A 17,251-nucleotide genomic window follows, 5' to 3' on the forward strand; every position below is an offset into this window, starting at 1 on the left:
CCCGCAGACACGGGATTTCAGGAACCCATTCCTCGTCACTTCAGGAACCCGAACACTGCCTAAGCCGTGGGAGCGAAAGCCGTATTCGCGCCTCTAACTTATCTAACCCGGAATCCTTCGGATTCTTCCTAACGGAACGGCTGGTTCCCGAAGACTGTGGACGACGTTGGCGATGCGCTCTCCCGATCGTCCGAGATCTGACCCTCGAGCAGTGGCAGGCCGTTGCGGCGGCCCACCTCCGGCCGGGGAGGACGGCATGAGCGAGCTAACCTATGTCGAGCTGCTCTGGCTGAAGAAGCGGATCGAGAACTACATCCGCTTCGGCAAATCCGTCGAGAACAGGATCATCGACAAAAGCCGCCGGGCCGTCGCATTCGCGCCTGGCAGCATCTTCGCCTTCGTTCGATGGACGGCCAACGATTTCGGCACCATCGCCTCGCGCATCGACATTCTGCGCGCCGTCGGCCCGGGCAAGCGCTGCTCGACGATCGCCTATGTGCGGCCCGGCGCCGACATCCTGCTGACTGCCATTACCTGGCCGAAGGTCGAGAGGGTGCTGGAGATCATCGATGCCGTCGAGGCACTCGGCATCGACGCGATGGACGCCTCGCCGGAGTATTGGCGTCACGTCCACAGTCGCCTTGTCGCACGCGAAAGCCCCAGGCCTTACACACGGCAGCGGCACGAAGCTTGGCTGCTGCGCCGACGGATCGATTCATGAGCGCGCGCGGCAAAATCATCGGGGGAATGCTCGGCGGTGCGGCATTGACTGTCGCGCCGGCGTTAAGCGGACATCCTCCGTGGCTGATCTGGAACGCGTCGGCGAGCGCTCCGATCGGACTCTACCGCATCGAACAAGGTGGCACGCCTAAGGTCGGGGACCTCGCCGTCGTCATGCCATCCAAAGCGCTGGCCGGCTTCCTCGCCGAGCGTCGCTATCTGCCGCGCGGCGTACCGCTGTTGAAGCACGTCCTGGCGCTCGGCGGCCAAATGGTTTGCCGCCGCGGGGAGGCCATCATCGCGCACGGCAAGATCTATGGGACCGCGCTCGGGCACGACAGTCGCGGCCGGCCGCTGCCTGCCTGGCGCGGCTGCCATGTGCTTGCCGACAGCGAAGTGTTCCTCATGAACTGGGATGTCGCCGACAGTTTTGACAGCCGCTACTTCGGCCCACTGCCAATCACCAGCATCGTCGGTCCCGCGGTCCCCATCTGGACCACCGACCGTGCATCTCCGGCGCCGGATCTCCCCGGCGAACCGGCTCCCGGCGAGCCATGACAGCTCGTTTCTATCACCACGAAAGGACACTCCGCATGGGTCAGATCGGCACCTTCACTCGGAACGATGACGGCTTCTTCGGCAACATCTGCACGCTGACGATTGATGCCAAGCTCGCCATCTTGCCTGTCGAGAAACGGGACGCGGAAAATGCCCCCGAGCACCGCATTTATTGCGACGGCGTCGAGATCGGGGCGGCGTGGTACCGCACCGGTGAGAAGGCAGGCGCCTATCTCTCCGTGCTCATCGACGATCCGTCGTTCACGCAGCCAATCCGCGCCAACCTCTTCCAAGTCGCCACCGAAAAGGACGTCTGGAATCTGCACTGGAGCCGGCCCTCGAAGCGCGAAGAGCGAGCCTGACTTCGATGTTTCGATCACGCAATATCGATCCGGCCCAGGCATACCCTTTGATCGATCGAATGCCGGTCAAACCCTTCGACCCGATCGCCTGTCAGGCGGCCGTCGCGCGCAGCGAAGGTCAAGGGCGGCCGAACGCTTCTCGATCGGCTGAAGTGCTGTTTCCACTGTCACGCATGAGAGAAGCATGATCGGCCGGCGAAGCCTTGCCCTTGAGCGACGCGAGCACGATGGCAGGCTTTTGGCACGTCGGGATGATGGTGCGCGCGTCGCCACTCGCCAATGCGTGGCGATGTTGTCAACATGCGCGTTGCTCATGCTTGGTTCTGCGCCCGGCGCAGCGCAAGCGCCGTCGCAACCGGTGCCAAAATCGTGCGCCGGGACAACAATCGCAGAGAATGAAAACTGGTCCGCGTACGTCTGTGAGGCCGCCAAACGCTTTGATCTTCCCGAGCACCTGATACGCGCGGTCATGCATGTCGAGAGCGGCGGCGATGTCCGCGCCATCTCACCCAAATCTGCCGCCGGCCTGATGCAGATCATGCCCGCCACGTGGGCTGAACTGCGCATCAAACATGGTCTGGGAACCGATCCGTTCAATCCACGAGACAACATCCTGGCCGGCGCCGCGTATCTTCGCGAGATGCTCGATCGCTTCGGGACGAAGGGATTGCTTGCCGCCTACAACGCCGGACCACAACGTTATCAGGAGCATCTTTCGAATGGTCGTCCGCTGCCTCGTGAGACGATCGACTACGTCGCGAAACTTAGGGCGTTGATCAAGGGATCTGTTGAAATCCGGCCCCGTTCGCAACGATTGGGAGACCGGTCGAGCGCAGATCGTTCGCAGCTTTTTGATCGCGACTTTGCTCGGAAAAATGACGTTGGATGGCGCGGCAAAAGAGATTCCGGTTCGATTGACCAAACGGTCTTTACGGAGATCCTTTCCGCCAACATGCCGCCGCGGATCGACGCAGCGGTGGACGATCTCACGGCGCTTGAGCCGACGCCGGATGTTGATTCTGACGTTGCTCGTCCTACACCGGACTTAGCCGGGAACAGCCTCTTCATCCCACGATCGCGCAGTACATCGCGATGAGCGCTGTCCTTGGTGTAACTCGCACTCCGGCCTGCTTCTTCGCGGAATTGGCAGCGAAAGTGGTGGCACTCAGGGTGGTCGGGGAGGGATGGCAAGATAAAAGGCCGCGATGTGCGGCTCGGTCGGTCGGTTGTTTTGGTTGGCTTTTCTCGAGCTTTCTGCACATCGCCAGAAGTTCCCGCACATCGCCTGACTTGATTTTCTTCAACGATTTCAATGTCTTTCGCACATCGCAAGTGAAACCTCGTGAGAGGTGATGACGATTTCCGCGTCCGGCCAGGCCGTATCCGCTCACGCCAGAGCCAACGGGCACGGCCGTTCATCGCCCAGGTGCTCGCCGCCGCGCAAAAAGCTGGCGGGAGGATCTCTCGCGACGGCACAATCACTGCCGCGCGCGGCTCACATTTCGGACGAGGCAGGGCGGCGAGTCTTCGCGCCAATCGCTTCATCACCAGCCGCTCTCGATCCTGCACAGTCAAGGCGCTCGTGGTCCGTCACAAGAAACAGAACGGTCCGCTGGCGCGACACCTGAATTATCTGCGTCGCGAAGGGGTCACCCGCGACGGCGAGAAGGCGCGCATGTTTGGTCCGGAAAATGACGATGCCGACGTCAAGGATTTCGCCGAGCGCTGCGCGAATGACCGACATCATTTTCGCTTCATCATCTCGCCCCAAGACGCGGTCGATATGGCCGATCTCAAGACCTTCACTCGCGATCTGATGGCGCAGGCTGAAAAGGACCTTGGCACCAAGCTAGATTGGCTGGCCGTGGATCATTGGAACACAGACAATCCCCACATTCACATCATCTTGCGCGGCAGAGTTGAGGACGGTCAGGACCTCGTCATCTCTCGCGACTACATCAAAAATGGGATGCGCGGTCGTGCGCAGGACCTGATCACTCAGGAGCTTGGCCCAAGGACCGATCGGGAAATTCGTCATGCATATCATCAACAAATTGAGGCTGAACGCTGGACGGCACTCGACCGCCAGCTTGTTCGTGAAATGGAAAGGCATGGCGTTGTCGACGTCGCGCCCGTCGCGGACCGGAAGCCTGATGAGTATCTTGCGGTGAAGGTCGGCCGATTGCGGAAGTTGGAAAGCCTCGGCCTCGCCGCCCCGATCGGAGCGGGCCAGTGGACAATGGTCGCCGAGGCCGAAGCCACCCTGCGAGGGCTTGGCGAGCGAGGCGACATTATCAAGCGTATGCATCGCAGCCTGGCCGAGCATGGGCTCGATAGATGCGCTGCCGACCAAGTCTTCGTCGGTGAGGCGAGCGCGGTGCCGATCATCGGCAGGCTCTTGGAACGAGGCCTCCATGACGAGTTGCACGCATCTGCTTACGCCATTGTCGACGGAATTGATGGGCGCACTCATTACATCCGCTTTCAAAATATCGATGCGGCCGGAGATTCGGCACCAGGTTCCATCGTCGAGCTTCGGCGCTACGAAGATGGAAAAGGCCGCAGCCGCGTCGCGCTTGCTGTCCGTTCTGATCTCTCGATCGAAGAGCAGGTCCGTGCTGACGGGGCGACTTGGCTCGACCGACAACTGGTCGCGCATGCGACACCCAACTTAGGCGAGGGCGGATTTGCGCGGCAAGTCAAACAGGCGCTGGAGAACCGCAGCCAGCATCTTGTCGAGCAAGGCTTCGCGCGGCGTGAGGCTGACCGCGTCGTACTTGCGCGCAACCTGATTGCAGCGCTTCGCGCGCGCGAGGTTGATGCACTCGGTGAGCAACTGGCCGCCGGGACAGGTCTGTCCTTCACGAAAGCTGCTGAGGGCGAGCAAATTGGGGGTACCTACCGGCGGCGCTTCTCTCTTGCCTCAGGACGTTTCGCGATGATCGATGACGGGCTCGCCTTCAAGCTCGTGCCTTGGTCACCTACACTCGACAAGCACCTCGGCGGTCACCTGACTGGCGTCATGCGGGCCGGCGGTGGTGTGGATTGGGCTCTCGGCAGGAAACGAGGGCTAGCGCTGTGAGGGGGCAGCTAAGCCGCTCGCGAACGCGCCCTGCTGCGTGAGCGTACAGCGGCAGCCATCGACGACGCGTTCTCCGAAGGCGCGGGTCGCCGCCGTGACACAAGGAAACCGAACACCGATGATCTGATGAACCGGCGTGCGCTCAAAAGCGCGCGCACGAACATCGCGCCAAGTCGCTGCACACTTTCGCATCATGGCGCATCGCCCGCCCATCCCGGAGAGCAACGCTATCACGCGACAGCTTCACCAGGCGAGGGGAGCCAGCTCACGCTGTCTTTGGCTCTTCAACAATGGTTCGAGCTTGCTCGGAGAAGAGTTCTGTCCATCCATCGTGAAGAAGGTCTCGCAATCGACACTTAATGTCGGGTTGGTCGCGTTCGCAACACGGTGGTGTTCGGTCAAGCGCTTTCATTTCGAAAAAACGGCTCCTGTGCAGTTGGCACCACGATTGCGTCTAACGCCTCGCAATACCCGGCGGCCGTCTCCGTTTTGTTTATTCCATCGCGATCATGTGAAGAAGGAAAGAAATCAACAAATGTCAGAATATGCATCAGAGAGGTCATGCGCACGCAAACGCGGCGTTGGCGTAGTCCCCAATAGTCTGCGAGTCGAGCAGCTCACAAAGCCAGCCTCGAAATCCGCAGTCGACACCGTGCGCGCCTTGCTCTTGACAGCCGCCCTGATGCTCGTCGACCCCGCGCTTGCCGCCGACGGCGGCAAGGTGGCGGATTTCTGGCTCGACAACGGCATGGAAGTGATCGTCATTCCCGACCATCGCGCGCCGATCGTTACCCATATGGTCTGGTACAAAATCGGCAGCGCCGACGAGCCGCCGGGCAAATCCGGCATCGCCCATTTTTTCGAGCATCTGATGTTCAAGGCCACGACCAATCACGCGACCGGCGATTTAGCCAGGGCCGTCGCTGATACAGGCGGCTCCAACAACGCTTTCACCTCCTACGACTACACTGCTTTCCACGAGACGGTGGCGCCGGCGGATCTCGAGCTGATGATGAGCTTCGAGGCTGACCGCATGCGCAACCTTATCCTCACCGACGACGTCATCAAGACCGAGCGCGATGTGATCCTCGAGGAGCGCCGCTCGCGCATCGACAACAAGCCGCAGGCCGTGCTTGTCGAAGAGGTCGAGGCCACGCTGTGGCAGAACCAGCCCTATCGCATTCCGATCATCGGCTGGATGCAGGAGATGGAGCAGCTCAACCGCACCGACGCCGTCGCCTTCTATAACAAATACTACCGGCCCAACAACGCGGTGCTGATCGTGGCCGGCGATGTCGAACCGGAAACGGTGAAGACGCTGGCCGAAAAGACCTATGGCAAGGTGGCCCGCGGGCCGGATCTGCCGCCGCGCGTCCGCCCGGTCGAGCCGGAGCAGAACACCAAGCGTACCGTGACGCTCTCCGACGCCCGCGTCAGCGTGCCGGGTTTCTTGACGCAATGGGTCGTGCCCTCCTATCACACGGCCAAGCCGGGTGAGGCCGAAGCGCTCGATCTGCTGGCCGAGATCCTTGGCGGCGGCAACCGCAGCCGGCTTTACCAGGCGCTTGTCGTCAAGCAGGGCATCGCTTCCAGCGTCGGTGCGTACTTCCAGGGCACCATGCTCGACGACACCCATTTCACCGTCGCCGGCGCGCCGCGCGGCGATGCCAAGTTGGCTGATGTGGAGGCCGCAGTCGATGCGGAGGTGGCGCGCATCGCCAGCGACGGCGTAACCCCCGATGAGCTCGAAAAAGCCAAGGACCGCTATGTCAGGTCAATGATTTTTGCCCGCGACAAGCAGGACTCCATGGCCAGAATCTATGGTTCGACACTCGCCACCGGCGGCAATGTCCAGGACGTGCAGGAATGGCCGGATCGCATCCGCAAGGTCACGGCCGACGAGGTCAAGGCCGTTGCCGCGCGCTACCTGGTATTGACCCACTCGACCACCGGCTATCTCTTGCCGCAACCAAAGACGGAGAATTGATGTGTTGACCAGTGAGCATTTCCGAGTTTCCTCTTCTCGCGCAAAGGCAGAGGGGAACGGCTGGCACGCTTTCGCCACACTCTTCCTCTCCATCCTCTTCCTGATCCTGCCGGCGCTTGCCGCCCGTGCTACCGAAATCCAGTCCGTCACCTCGCCGAAGGGCGTCACGGCCTGGCTGGTGGAGGACTATTCCGTGCCGGTCGTCGCCATCCGTTTCGCCTTCGGCGGCGGCTCGACGCAAGATCCGCCGGGCAAGGAAGGCCTGGCCAATCTGATGACCGGCCTGTTCCACGAGGGCGCTGGTCCGCTCGATTCGGAAGCCTTCCAGATCAAGCTCGACGATGCCGGCGCCGAAATGAGCTTCGGCGCGACCCGCGATGGCATCTACGGCTCCCTGCGCATGCTGGCCGAACAGCGCCATGAAGCCTTCGACCTGTTGCGGCTGGCGGTCAACGAGCCGCGCTTCGACCAGGCGCCGATCGACCGCATCCGCGCCCAGGTCCTGTCCGGCATCATCGCCAACGAGAACGACCCGGACACGGTGGCGCGGAATCGATGGGCGCGCGCCGTCTATGGCGACCACCCCTATTCGCGCTCCGATCAGGGCACCAGGCAGAGCATCGCCGCCATCACTCAGGATGATCTGAAGGCCCTTCACAAGGCAGTCTTCGCGCGCGGCGAGCTGCATGTCGCGGTCGTCGGAGCCATCGACCCGGAAACGCTGAAGAAGAAGCTGGATCTGGTGTTCGGAGACCTGCCGCAGAACCCGGCGCTCGCTCCGGTCGCCGATGTCACGCCTGCTCTGGCGCAGCGTGTCGAGGTCAGCTACGACCTGCCGCAGACCTCGCTGCAGCTCGCCTGGCCCGGCGTGAAGCGCAACGCGGCGGATTTCTTCCCCGCCGTTTTGATGAACCGTATTCTCGGCGGCCCCTTCACCTCGCGCCTGTGGCAGGAAGTGCGCGAAAAGCGCGGACTGGCCTACAGGGTCAAATCCTCGCTGGTAAACCAGGACCACGCCGACGCGCTGATCGTCACCACCGGAACGCGTTCCGACCGCGCGGCCGAGACGCTCGGCGTCGTGCGCGACGTCGTCAAGCGGCTGGCCGAGGATGGGCTGACCGAGGCCGAACTGGCGGCGACGAAGAAATATCTGATCGGCGCCTATGCGATCAAGAATCTGAATTCGTCGAGTTCCATCGCCGCGACGCTGGTCCAGCTGCAGCTCGACGATCTCGGCACCGACTACATGCAGCGCCGCACCGGCCTCATCGACGCGGTGACGCGCGATCAGGTCAAGGCGGTGGCGAAGAAGCTGCTGAGCTCCGAGCCGAGCATCATGGTGGTCGGACCGCCGCTGGCCTCCGCCGGCAAGGGATGAGCCCGACTTTTGGGGCGCACATCTATGTCATCGAGGTCTCGAAACGAACCGGCAAGGCTGGGCGGCAGACGCCCAGCCTTGCCGTCCGCGACAAACCGCTCCTGCCGATCGCGCCCGCAAGCGACCGTGCAGTCGTTTCTTCTCGATAGCCATGGGATGGTTCTGCTTTCCATCCTCATAGCCTCACGCACACAAGCCCGGTACCCAGCGCAGGTTTGTGGCGTTACCGATACGCCGAGCAGCCGAGTACCGCGGCGTAGCCCAATCGGTGGTGAACCCCCGCGGGCGAGCCTGGCCACAAGCACGCATGTGCTGTGGGTTTCTCTTGACCAACCGCAGGTCTTTGGCGCTTCAGATTCGCCGGAGGGTCCGAATGAATATCCATAAGAATGCCCGTCTGACGCCGCTGCGTCGAGAGGAAATGGCGCTGTCGGTGATAGAAGGCGGCCTTTCCCAAGCCCAAGCGGCGTTGAGGTATGCGGTGACGGGCAAGATCGTGGCCCGTTGGGTCGAGCGCTATAAAGCTGAGGGCCGGGCCGGCATGGCCGACCGCTCGTCGCGACCCAAGCACAGCCCCAGCGCCACCGAGCCGTCGATCGTCGAGCGGATCGTGGCGCTGCGGCGCCAGCGCCTCACCGGCCAGCATATCGCGCATGAGGTTGGCGTTTCGCCAGCGACGGTGAGTCGGGTGCTTGCGCGCGCGGGCCTTTCGCGACTGGCGGACTTGGAACCGGCCGCCCGGTAGTAGGCTACGCGCGAGCACCCAGGCGAAATGATCCACATCGAGGATTCGTGCTGAGCGCGACCATCTGCTCGAACTCTGCAGACGTACGGTCGCCTGGTGAAGGCAGGAGAAGATCGCCGCGCTTCCACCCAAGCCCAAAAGCCGGCTAAGGTAGAACAAAGCGCCGGGCAATGACACCGGGCCGCTAGACTTTGGCAGGCTGCAGAGCCGGTCGGATCCGCAGACACTCCGGACTTACCGTTTTGCGATTCTGATGAGCTCGCATGGGTCCACCTCAAACGCATCTGCAATTCTACCAAGAACGCTGACGCTGGCCGAAACCCGAGCACGCTCGATCGAGCCGACATAACGCATGCTCAGCCCAGAACGGGCTGCCAGCTCCTCCTGCGTCAGATCCTGATCCTGGCGCAAACGACGCAAATTGATGGCCAAGATCTCCTTGAGATCCATGACCGACTAGGAATCAGAAGAGGAACTGACGTTCTAGGAATGATCGTTCCTATTCGCTAGAGTAGGGACCCGATCTGAAGAGTGCTTGTTGAAGGGGGATGGTTTTCCTGTGCTCAAACCGCTACTCGATCCCGACGTTGCCGACGTCGCCCCAGATGCCCCCATCCTGACCGGCTATGACGAGGAGCGACTGCTCACTTACATCCGCCTTCTCGATGCGGCGGCGGAGAACGCCGACTGGCGCGACGTGGCAAGGATCGTTCTGCATATCGATCCGACGAAGGAGCCGGAACGAGCATTCCGAGCATGGGAAACACATCTCGCGCGAGCCCGATGGATGACCACGAACGGCTATCGCTATCTTCTGGCTGGTGGAGCACCGCACTGAAACCGACTGGCCCGATGGGGTCTGCTGATGCGCGATTGCTGACTTTTTGACTGCCGAAAGAGCAGCAGGCTCTCGCGCCGTCGCTACGAGACACATATCACTTAGGCTGGTGAACCGGACAGCCTGCTCGAAGTCCAGCCATTGTTCTACCGCAAGGAGAATTCTAACCGAGCCTCCGGATCCCGGCGGGTCCTGCAATGGATGTCGGCTCGGCGCCCCTCGGGTTCACTGCCTCAGCGAACCAAGCTATAGCACATTCTCAATGTCGGCGCCGTTGATGACGCGGGCTGCTTACCGCCCGCACAACGCGCCTTCCTCCGCAATCGCGCTTCGACGATGGGGAGCGAGACCTCGGATGCGAAGCAGCTTCCTCGTGCCGCTCAAAAAGGTGCATGGCGCCCCTGCTGAGGTCTAGGCCGCGTCCCGTCGATTCATCGTTTCGGAAATCTACTTTTTCCAGCGGTGCGAACGGAAGACCCGCGCCTGAGGAGGCGCGGGCATGTTGCCTGGAAGCTTGTAGGGCTGCGGTACTCGAAACATAACCGCAGAATTGAACCATGCCGAACTACGGTAAACATACGCTTAACGCCGCGAGCGGCCGCGGGAAGCCATTCATGTCACAATGGCATGGGACGGCCGCGCCTATCCAGCGCACCCAAAGCCCGATGTGGTCCCCACGAGAATCCCAACTTGGTTATGAAGATGAGATTCGGCAGCCACCCCGCGCAGCAGAAACAGGTCGTGCTTCGTCCTTTCCGGACGTTTCTTCAGGAGGACCGAAAAGCCGAATCGTTCGAGTTCATTCGACACCAATCGAAGAAGAAAAAAGCTTTTGGGCCTGTCTTGAGCACCTGCGGCCTGCCCTTGACGTACGTCGAGGGCTTTTGCACCAAGTTTGAAGATGGCCGACTACTTGGAAAAGTCGCCCCGCACGATGCCGTGGCGCTGCAACTTGTCGTAAAAGGTCTTCCGCGGAATGCCCAACGCCTCGACCGTTCGCCTGACGTCTCCGCCGTTGCGGCCGAGCGTCTCGCGGATGATCTCGGCCTCGTAGCGCTCCAAGCGCTCCGGCAGCGAGCCAGCCGCATCAGAGGGTAGCGTCCGCATTTCTTGTTCCACCCCGAGCACGAAACGTTCGGCAAAATGCGCCAATTCGCGCACATTGCCCGGCCAGTCATGCTCGTGCAGATACCGGTGCACCGATGCAGGTCCGGCAGGCACCGGGCGGCGGAAGCGGGCTGCCGCACGCTCTGCGAAGTAGCCGAACAGAAGAGCAATATCGTCGCGGCGCTCGCGTAGCGGTGGAATGGAGACGGTCACCACATTGAGCCGATAGTAGAGATCCTCCCGGAAATTACCGCGCTGGCGCGGGTCGCCAAGATCAACCTTGGCCGCGGCGACCACGCGCAGATCCACCGGCCTTACGTCGTTGGTACCGAGCGGCATGACCTCGCGCATTTCCAGCACACGCAACATTCGCACCTGTGTGGACGCCGGCATGCTTTCGATTTCGTCGAGGAACAGCGTGCCGCCGCTTGAATGCTCGACGCGACCGATCCGCTTTTTCTGCGCGCCGGTGAAAGCGCCTGCCTCGTGGCCGAACAACTCGCTTTCGATCACCGTCTCCGGCAAAGTCCCGCAATTCAGCGCGACGAAATTGCCCTTGGCGCGGCGGCTCCAGCGGTGCAGCAATCCGGCCACCACCTCCTTGCCGGAGCCGGTCTCCCCGGTCACCAGCACGTCGACGTCGGTGTCCGCGATTTGCCTCAGCGTATGGCGCAGTCTTTCCATCGCCGGCGTCTGGCCGATCAGCGGCAAGCTGTCCTGTGCCAACTCGCCCGCCTCGCGCAGAGCCCGGTTCTCCATGGTTAGGCGGCGTTTTTCAGCTGCCCGCCGCACACTCTGTGTCAGTCCGTCAGCGGCAAAGGGCTTGGTGATGAAGTCGTAGGCGCCGTCCTTGATCGCCTTGACTGCCATTGGGACGTCTCCGTGACCGGTGATGAGGATGACGGGGATGTCGGGATCGAGCCGCAGGATGCGGTCGAAAAGCTGCAATCCATCGATCTCGGGCATGCGGATGTCGGACACAACCACACCGGCAAAATCGGAAGCGATCCCGTCCAGGGCCTTCGACGCCATCGAAAACGCCGACACCGCGAATCCCGCAAGCTCGAGCGTCTGGGCGGTGGCTTTCAGGAGGTCACGGTCGTCATCGATCAGGATGACCGGTGCTACACTCTGGTGCGTCATGCGCGATTACGCTGCCTTCAAAAGATAAACGGTGAAGCATGTGCCACTGTCGCCGCTCGCGACCTCGATACGCCCGCCATAGTCGGCGACGATGTCCTTCGAGATCACCAAGCCGAGACCCAGGCCAGTTTCCTTCGACGTGTTGAACGGCGTGAACAGCGAGTTCAGGATCGCCGGCGGGATGCCTGGCCCGTTGTCCAATACGCTGAGCGCCACGCCCTCAGCCGTTTCCTCCACCGAAACTTCCACCCTAGCATGGTCGCAGCCCTCAAGCGCTTCCAGCGCGTTCTGAAACAGATTGATGAGCACCTGTTCGAGCCGGACTCGACTTCCCATGACCTTGAACGGAGCGGGCGCGGGCTCGACGACAAGCGCGTCGAGCCGGCCGCCAAATCGGCTTCGCAGCAACACGACTGCACTCTCAATGACGCCGCGCAATTCTACCGGGCCAGCCGCGGTACGGCCCTTGCGGGCGAAGGCCTTCAAGTTCTCGGTGATCGAGCCGATGCGCTCCGTCAGCGCGGCTATGGCGCCAAGGTTCTCCTCGACCGGAGCGGTCTGCTTGCGCTCCAGGAAGGTGCGGGCATTGTCCGCATAGGCCCGGATGGTGGCAACGGGTTGGTTGATCTCATGCGCTACGCCGGCCGCGACCTGGCCAAGGATGGCCAGTCGATTTGCCTGGACCAGTTCCTGCTGCACTACCTGGAGTTTCGCTTCCGTACTGCGGTGACCGACGATCTCTGACTGTAGCCGATCGCGGGCGCGGCTCAGATCTTGGGTCCGTTCGGCGACACGCCGTTCGAGCTCGGAGCGCGCCGCCTGTTCGGTCGCGATCCGCATTTGCGCTGATTGCCGGCGCCATAGCAGATATGCAGCCAGGCCGAGGAGCGGAAGAACTATTCCAAGTGCTAGAAGCCGCATGACGCGGACAGCGGCAGCGACCGGCACTTCCACAGGGACGAGATAGTCGAGCCGCCAGGGCGTGGTGGGGACCGGGCTCGAGAGGCGCAGATATTCCGCCTCGTTGCTGCCTGGCGTGACGACCTGGACAATCGATACCCCCTGGCTCAATGCCTCGGGTCGCGTGATCGGCAAGGGCATAAGCGGCGCATCTCCGACCTGCTCGCTTTCCCGGATCGCGGCAAGGTTGGGCCCGGCCAGGGCTGCTGTCGTCATGAAGCGCCAGGATGGAATGCTGGTGACCAGCACGACACCATGTTCGTCACTGACATAGGTCGGCCAATTCGCCCGGCGCCAGTTCTGCTCGAGCTGGTCGAATTCCATCTTGACGACGACGACGCCGAGAGGAGCCGTGGCGCTACCGACACGCCGCGAAATGTAAAGACCGGGATGCTTGCTCACATTGCCGAGCGCGAAATATTCGGCTGTTCCGGTTTTCATCGCCTCGGAGAAATAGGCGCGAAAGCCGTAGTTGCCGCCCACAAAGCTGTTCGGCTCGCGCCAGTTGCTAGACGCGGCCGCTATGCCGTCCGTGCCAGCAACGTAGAGTACCGATGCCTTGGTGCCCGAGACAAGGCTTTCAAGCTTGCGGTTCAACACATCGATCGCGACGGCATCGCGCCGCGCCAGAGCATCATGCACCTGCTGGTCCTCCGATAGCAGCAGCGGCAGTGCGCGTGGATTCTCCAAAACAGCGCTAAGCAGCGCCACTTTCAGGTTGGCATCTGTGCGCGCCTGTGCCGCCAGCGCCTTGAGCTCGCTATCCCGGGCGTAGAGGCCGGAGCCCTGGAGCGCCGCAGCAGTGATCGCGAACCCTATCGCCGCGAATCCAAGCCAGACCCGGACCGCACGCCTGCCGAGTTGCTCGGGCGTCGAAGAGAGATCGGAGGCGCGGCGCTGCGGCATCGCCCATCTGTGCATAATTTCGCACAACGGACAATCGAATTTGTGCGGGCAGCCGCACTTTTTGCCCAGATGCAAAGCGCGTGAATTGATGATGATGCCTGAGAGATCAAGGATTTAGCGACAGGAGGCTGCGTCTGGCACGCCGGTTGCGAACTCAATTCAGCAGCCGCGAGGCTGATGAAGCCTAAGGTCCCGGGAGGTCGGGTCTTCCGGGCGCAACGGAGGATATCATGCAGACAACGATTGCTGCTGCCGAGCCGCGCGGCAAGGTTCCCTTCTATCGGCATCTCTATGTGCAGGTCCTGGTGGCAATCGCCGCAGGCGTGCTGCTTGGACATTTCTATCCGGAGACAGGTGCCGCGATGAAGCCGTTTGGCGACGCCTTCATCAAACTGGTGAAGATGATCATCGCGCCGGTGATCTTTCTGACGGTCGCGACTGGCATTGCCGGCGTATCCGACCTGCAGAAAGTCGGCCGTGTCGCCGGTAAGGCGATGATCTATTTCCTGGTCTTCTCGACGCTGGCTCTGGTTATCGGCCTCATCGTCTCGAACGTTGTCCAGCCCGGCGCCGGCATGCACATCAATCCGGCCACGCTCGACGCATCGAAGGTGATGACCTTTACCGAAAAGGCGCATGAAACGACCATCGTCGGCTTCCTCATGAACATCATCCCCGATACGATCACCGGCGCCTTCGTGCAGGGCGATGTATTGCAGGTGCTGTTCTTTTCTGTGCTGTTCGGCATTGCGATGGGGCTGGTCGGCGACCGCGGCCGTGCCGTCCTCGATTTTCTGCAGGCGCTGACCGCACCGATTTTCCGCCTTGTCGCGATATTGATGAAGGCAGCCCCCATCGGCGCCTTCGGCGCGATGGCCTTTACCATTGGCAAATACGGGATAGGCTCGATGGCCAATCTCGCCATGCTGATCGGCACGTTCTACGCGACCTCGCTGCTGTTCGTGCTGATGGTGCTCGGCGCGGTTGCCCGATACAACGGCTTCTCGATTCTGGCGCTAATCCGCTACATCAAGGAAGAGTTGCTCCTGGTTCTCGGCACCTCCTCGTCAGAGGCGGCGCTCCCCGGCTTGATGGTCAAGATGGAACGTGCCGGCTGCAAGCGCTCCGTCGTGGGCCTGGTCATCCCGACCGGCTATTCCTTCAACCTCGACGGCACCAACATCTACATGACGCTGGCGGCATTGTTCATCGCACAGGCGACCGACACGCCCCTCACTCTTGGCGACCAGGTCCTTTTACTTCTCGTTGCCATGCTCAGCTCCAAGGGTGCCGCCGGCATAACCGGCGCTGGCTTCATCACGCTGGCGGCGACGCTGTCGGTCGTGCCTGCCGTGCCGGTTGCCGGTATGGCGCTGATCCTCGGCGTCGACCGCTTCATGTCGGAGTGCCGGGCGCTGACCAACCTCGTCGGCAATGCGGTCGCAACCATTGTCGTGGCACGCTGGGAAAAGGAGCTCGATCAGGCGAAGCTCGCCGCGGCCATGGCCGGTGAATTGCCGGACGACGCAGAACTGTCACTGCCGCAAGTCGAGGATGTCTCGACCTCACCCAACGATCGACCACGGGTCTGGGGCAACGAGATGTATGAAAGCAAACCTCATTGAGACGATTCAGCCCGGGCCGGCCATTCGCTGAGCACGGCCGCGACCGCGACAATGACCCGCCCGGTTTGAAGGCCACTGCCATGCAGAATGGGAACCGTTTCGGTCCACGCTTTGTCGTCGCGAGGCCGAAAGATCTGGACGCTGATGTGCTATGACAAGCCTTCCGAAATGCTACATCTGAAACCATCAAGATATTGACTTTCAAAGCTCACAAGTCGATGGTCAACGGAGAAAGACCACATAGGAAGTCTGTAATTTATGTAGGTGACATTCTCGTACAGTGGGACAAAGACGTTCAATATCTCATGTCAATATTGTCTATTTGCCCGTAGGCTAAACGAGAGAACTTGCCAATATTGCTCGGCGACGCGACGAGCGACCGGGTTAGTGCGCCAACCGGCAGCCCTATGGCAAGTACCAGACGCCTCGGCCGATAGCGGCAGCACGGCGAGTACTGCTCCTCCCCTCTCGCGCCGCCCAATCGGCCGAGGCACCCATCCATGGAGGCGCACCTCTCAAATCCAGGATTGCCTTGGCTGTAGAACAGAGCACTTGTGGGAGCATACGAATGGTCATCGTGGATTCTGCCAATAATGGTGGCGGTGGGGAACTAGCGGAACATCCCGGCTCGGTTCAAAGTACTGCGTTGTTGATGCTGGGTGCGCTCGGCGTGGTCTACGGCGATATCGGCACCAGCCCGATCTATGCGCTCCGCGAAGCGCTGGTCGCGTCGTCGGGCGGGCAAGTTGCCGACCGTGGCGACATTCTTGGTGTTCTGTCGCTGATCATCTGGTCACTGACGATTACCGTCACCATCAAATACATCATGTTCGTGCTGCGTGCCGACAATCGCGGCGAGGGCGGCGTGCTGTCGCTGATGGCGCTGGCGCGCGGCAGTTTTCCGAAGCGCTCGGCGCTGATGCTCGGCATTGGCATCGTCGGCGCCTCGCTGTTTTTCGGCGACGCCGTCATCACGCCGGCGATTTCGGTGCTGTCGGCGGTCGAGGGCATGAATGTCGTCACCCGCACCTTCCAGCCCTATGTCGTGCCGCTGACGCTGGTCATCCTCGCCATGGTGTTCGCGGTTCAGCGTTTCGGTACCGGTGGCGTGGGGCTGGTCTTCGGCCCGGTGACCGCGATCTGGTTCCTGGCCATCGGCTTGTCCGGTCTCAAGCACATCATCGCCGATCCGGAAATCCTGTGGGCGATCAGTCCGCACTATATCGTCGCTTTCCTGATCCATTCGCCCGACGTCGCCTTCGTCACGATCGGCGCCGTCTTCCTTGCCGTCACCGGCGGCGAGGCGCTCTATGCCGATCTCGGCCATTTCGGTCGCAAGCCGATCGTGCTCGCCTGGCTGGCGATCGTGTTCCCTTGCCTGCTGCTGAATTATGCCGGGCAAGGCGCCTTCATACTGGCGAATGGCGGCGTGGTGGGCCATCCGTTCTTCGAGATGAACGNGGGTTGGACNCTNATNCCGATGGTGGTGCTGGCGACGGCGGCTACCGTCATCGCCAGCCAGGCGGTCATTTCAGGGGCTTTTTCGCTGACCCGCCAGGCGGTGCAGCTGAACATGCTGCCGCGGCTGGAAATCCTCCACACATCGGAAAAGCAGTCCGGCCAGATCTACATGCCGCGCGTCAANCTNCTGCTGGCCCTGGTGGTGATGATGCTGGTGGTCGGCTTCGGCGAATCGAGCAAGCTGGCCTCCGCCTACGGNATCTCGGTAACCGGCAACATGCTGGTGACGACGGTGCTGCTCTATGTCGTCATGACCCGCATCTGGAAGTGGAAGCTGTCGCTGGCGATCCCGCTGACCGTGCTGTTCGCCTTCATCGAT

At 61.7% G+C, this 17,251-nt stretch carries 13 protein-coding genes and 1 pseudogene; 11 read left to right on the forward strand and 3 right to left on the reverse strand.

Annotated features, from left to right (window positions below; all coding sequences use genetic code 11):
• Positions 1-256 precede the first annotated feature (256 nt).
• From M653_RS0128115 to M653_RS1000000135135, 8 genes and pseudogenes are all read left to right on the forward strand, one after another.
• A complete protein-coding gene (locus M653_RS0128115) occupies positions 257-721 on the forward strand; it encodes a DUF2840 domain-containing protein (protein WP_027146314.1) in 465 nt (154 codons plus the stop codon).
• The gene (locus tag M653_RS0128120; RefSeq protein WP_027146315.1) at positions 718-1,278 is read left to right on the forward strand and encodes a S26 family signal peptidase; all 561 of its coding nucleotides are present in this window, start codon (positions 718-720) and stop codon (positions 1,276-1,278) included. The genes M653_RS0128115 and M653_RS0128120 overlap by 4 nt, the downstream gene beginning before the upstream one ends.
• A gap of 35 nt (positions 1,279-1,313) precedes the next feature.
• The gene (locus tag M653_RS0128125; RefSeq protein ID WP_027146316.1) at positions 1,314-1,640 is read left to right on the forward strand and encodes a DUF736 domain-containing protein; all 327 of its coding nucleotides are present in this window, start codon (positions 1,314-1,316) and stop codon (positions 1,638-1,640) included.
• Positions 1,641-1,824: 184 nt separating this feature from the next.
• Positions 1,825-2,736 carry a lytic transglycosylase domain-containing protein gene (locus M653_RS1000000135130; protein WP_245262383.1) on the forward strand — a complete coding sequence of 304 codons (912 nt, stop codon included), beginning with the start codon at positions 1,825-1,827 and terminating at the stop codon, positions 2,734-2,736.
• 246 nt (positions 2,737-2,982) lie between these two features.
• The gene (locus tag M653_RS01000000133780; protein ID WP_032936316.1) at positions 2,983-4,722 is read left to right on the forward strand and encodes a VirD2 family relaxase/mobilization nuclease; all 1,740 of its coding nucleotides are present in this window, start codon (positions 2,983-2,985) and stop codon (positions 4,720-4,722) included.
• 682 nt (positions 4,723-5,404) lie between these two features.
• Complete coding sequence (locus M653_RS0128160; RefSeq protein WP_051442853.1) at positions 5,405-6,709, forward strand: pitrilysin family protein; 1,305 nt, start codon at positions 5,405-5,407, stop codon at positions 6,707-6,709.
• 91 nt (positions 6,710-6,800) lie between these two features.
• Positions 6,801-8,087 carry a pitrilysin family protein gene (locus M653_RS0128165; RefSeq protein WP_245262385.1) on the forward strand — a complete coding sequence of 429 codons (1,287 nt, stop codon included), beginning with the start codon at positions 6,801-6,803 and terminating at the stop codon, positions 8,085-8,087.
• 373 nt (positions 8,088-8,460) lie between these two features.
• Positions 8,461-8,823 (forward strand): annotated as a pseudogene (locus M653_RS1000000135135) (leucine zipper domain-containing protein); the annotation flags it as partial.
• Positions 8,824-9,066: 243 nt separating this feature from the next.
• Here the strand turns inward: M653_RS1000000135135 and M653_RS0128175 are convergent.
• Positions 9,067-9,282 (reverse strand): helix-turn-helix transcriptional regulator, encoded by a 216-nt coding sequence (locus M653_RS0128175; RefSeq protein WP_027146321.1) that lies wholly within the window; start codon positions 9,280-9,282, stop codon positions 9,067-9,069.
• 109 nt (positions 9,283-9,391) lie between these two features.
• Here M653_RS0128175 and M653_RS0128180 point away from each other — a divergent pair, with 109 nt between their 5' ends.
• Positions 9,392-9,670: a DUF2285 domain-containing protein gene (locus tag M653_RS0128180; RefSeq protein ID WP_027146322.1), complete on the forward strand. Its 279-nt coding sequence runs from the start codon at positions 9,392-9,394 to the stop codon at positions 9,668-9,670.
• Positions 9,671-10,579: 909 nt separating this feature from the next.
• On the opposite strand, the gene M653_RS0128185 is transcribed toward M653_RS0128180, so the two are convergent.
• A complete protein-coding gene (locus M653_RS0128185) occupies positions 10,580-11,920 on the reverse strand; it encodes a sigma-54 dependent transcriptional regulator (protein WP_027146323.1) in 1,341 nt (446 codons plus the stop codon).
• Positions 11,921-11,926: 6 nt separating this feature from the next.
• Complete coding sequence (locus M653_RS0128190) at positions 11,927-13,786, reverse strand: ATP-binding protein (protein WP_027146324.1); 1,860 nt, start codon at positions 13,784-13,786, stop codon at positions 11,927-11,929.
• Positions 13,787-14,016: 230 nt separating this feature from the next.
• Here M653_RS0128190 and M653_RS01000000133790 point away from each other — a divergent pair, with 230 nt between their 5' ends.
• Together M653_RS01000000133790 and M653_RS0128200 are read left to right on the forward strand one after the other, a co-directional pair.
• Positions 14,017-15,411 carry a dicarboxylate/amino acid:cation symporter gene (locus tag M653_RS01000000133790; protein ID WP_084636976.1) on the forward strand — a complete coding sequence of 465 codons (1,395 nt, stop codon included), beginning with the start codon at positions 14,017-14,019 and terminating at the stop codon, positions 15,409-15,411.
• Positions 15,412-16,063: 652 nt separating this feature from the next.
• Positions 16,064-17,251: KUP/HAK/KT family potassium transporter (locus M653_RS0128200; RefSeq protein ID WP_027146325.1), on the forward strand; the 1,188-nt coding region annotated here is incomplete at its 3' end.

Origin of the sequence: Mesorhizobium sp. WSM3626 (genome assembly GCF_000513935.1) — a bacterium.
In the GTDB taxonomy this organism is placed as follows: Bacteria; Pseudomonadota; Alphaproteobacteria; order Rhizobiales; family Rhizobiaceae; genus Mesorhizobium; species Mesorhizobium salmacidum.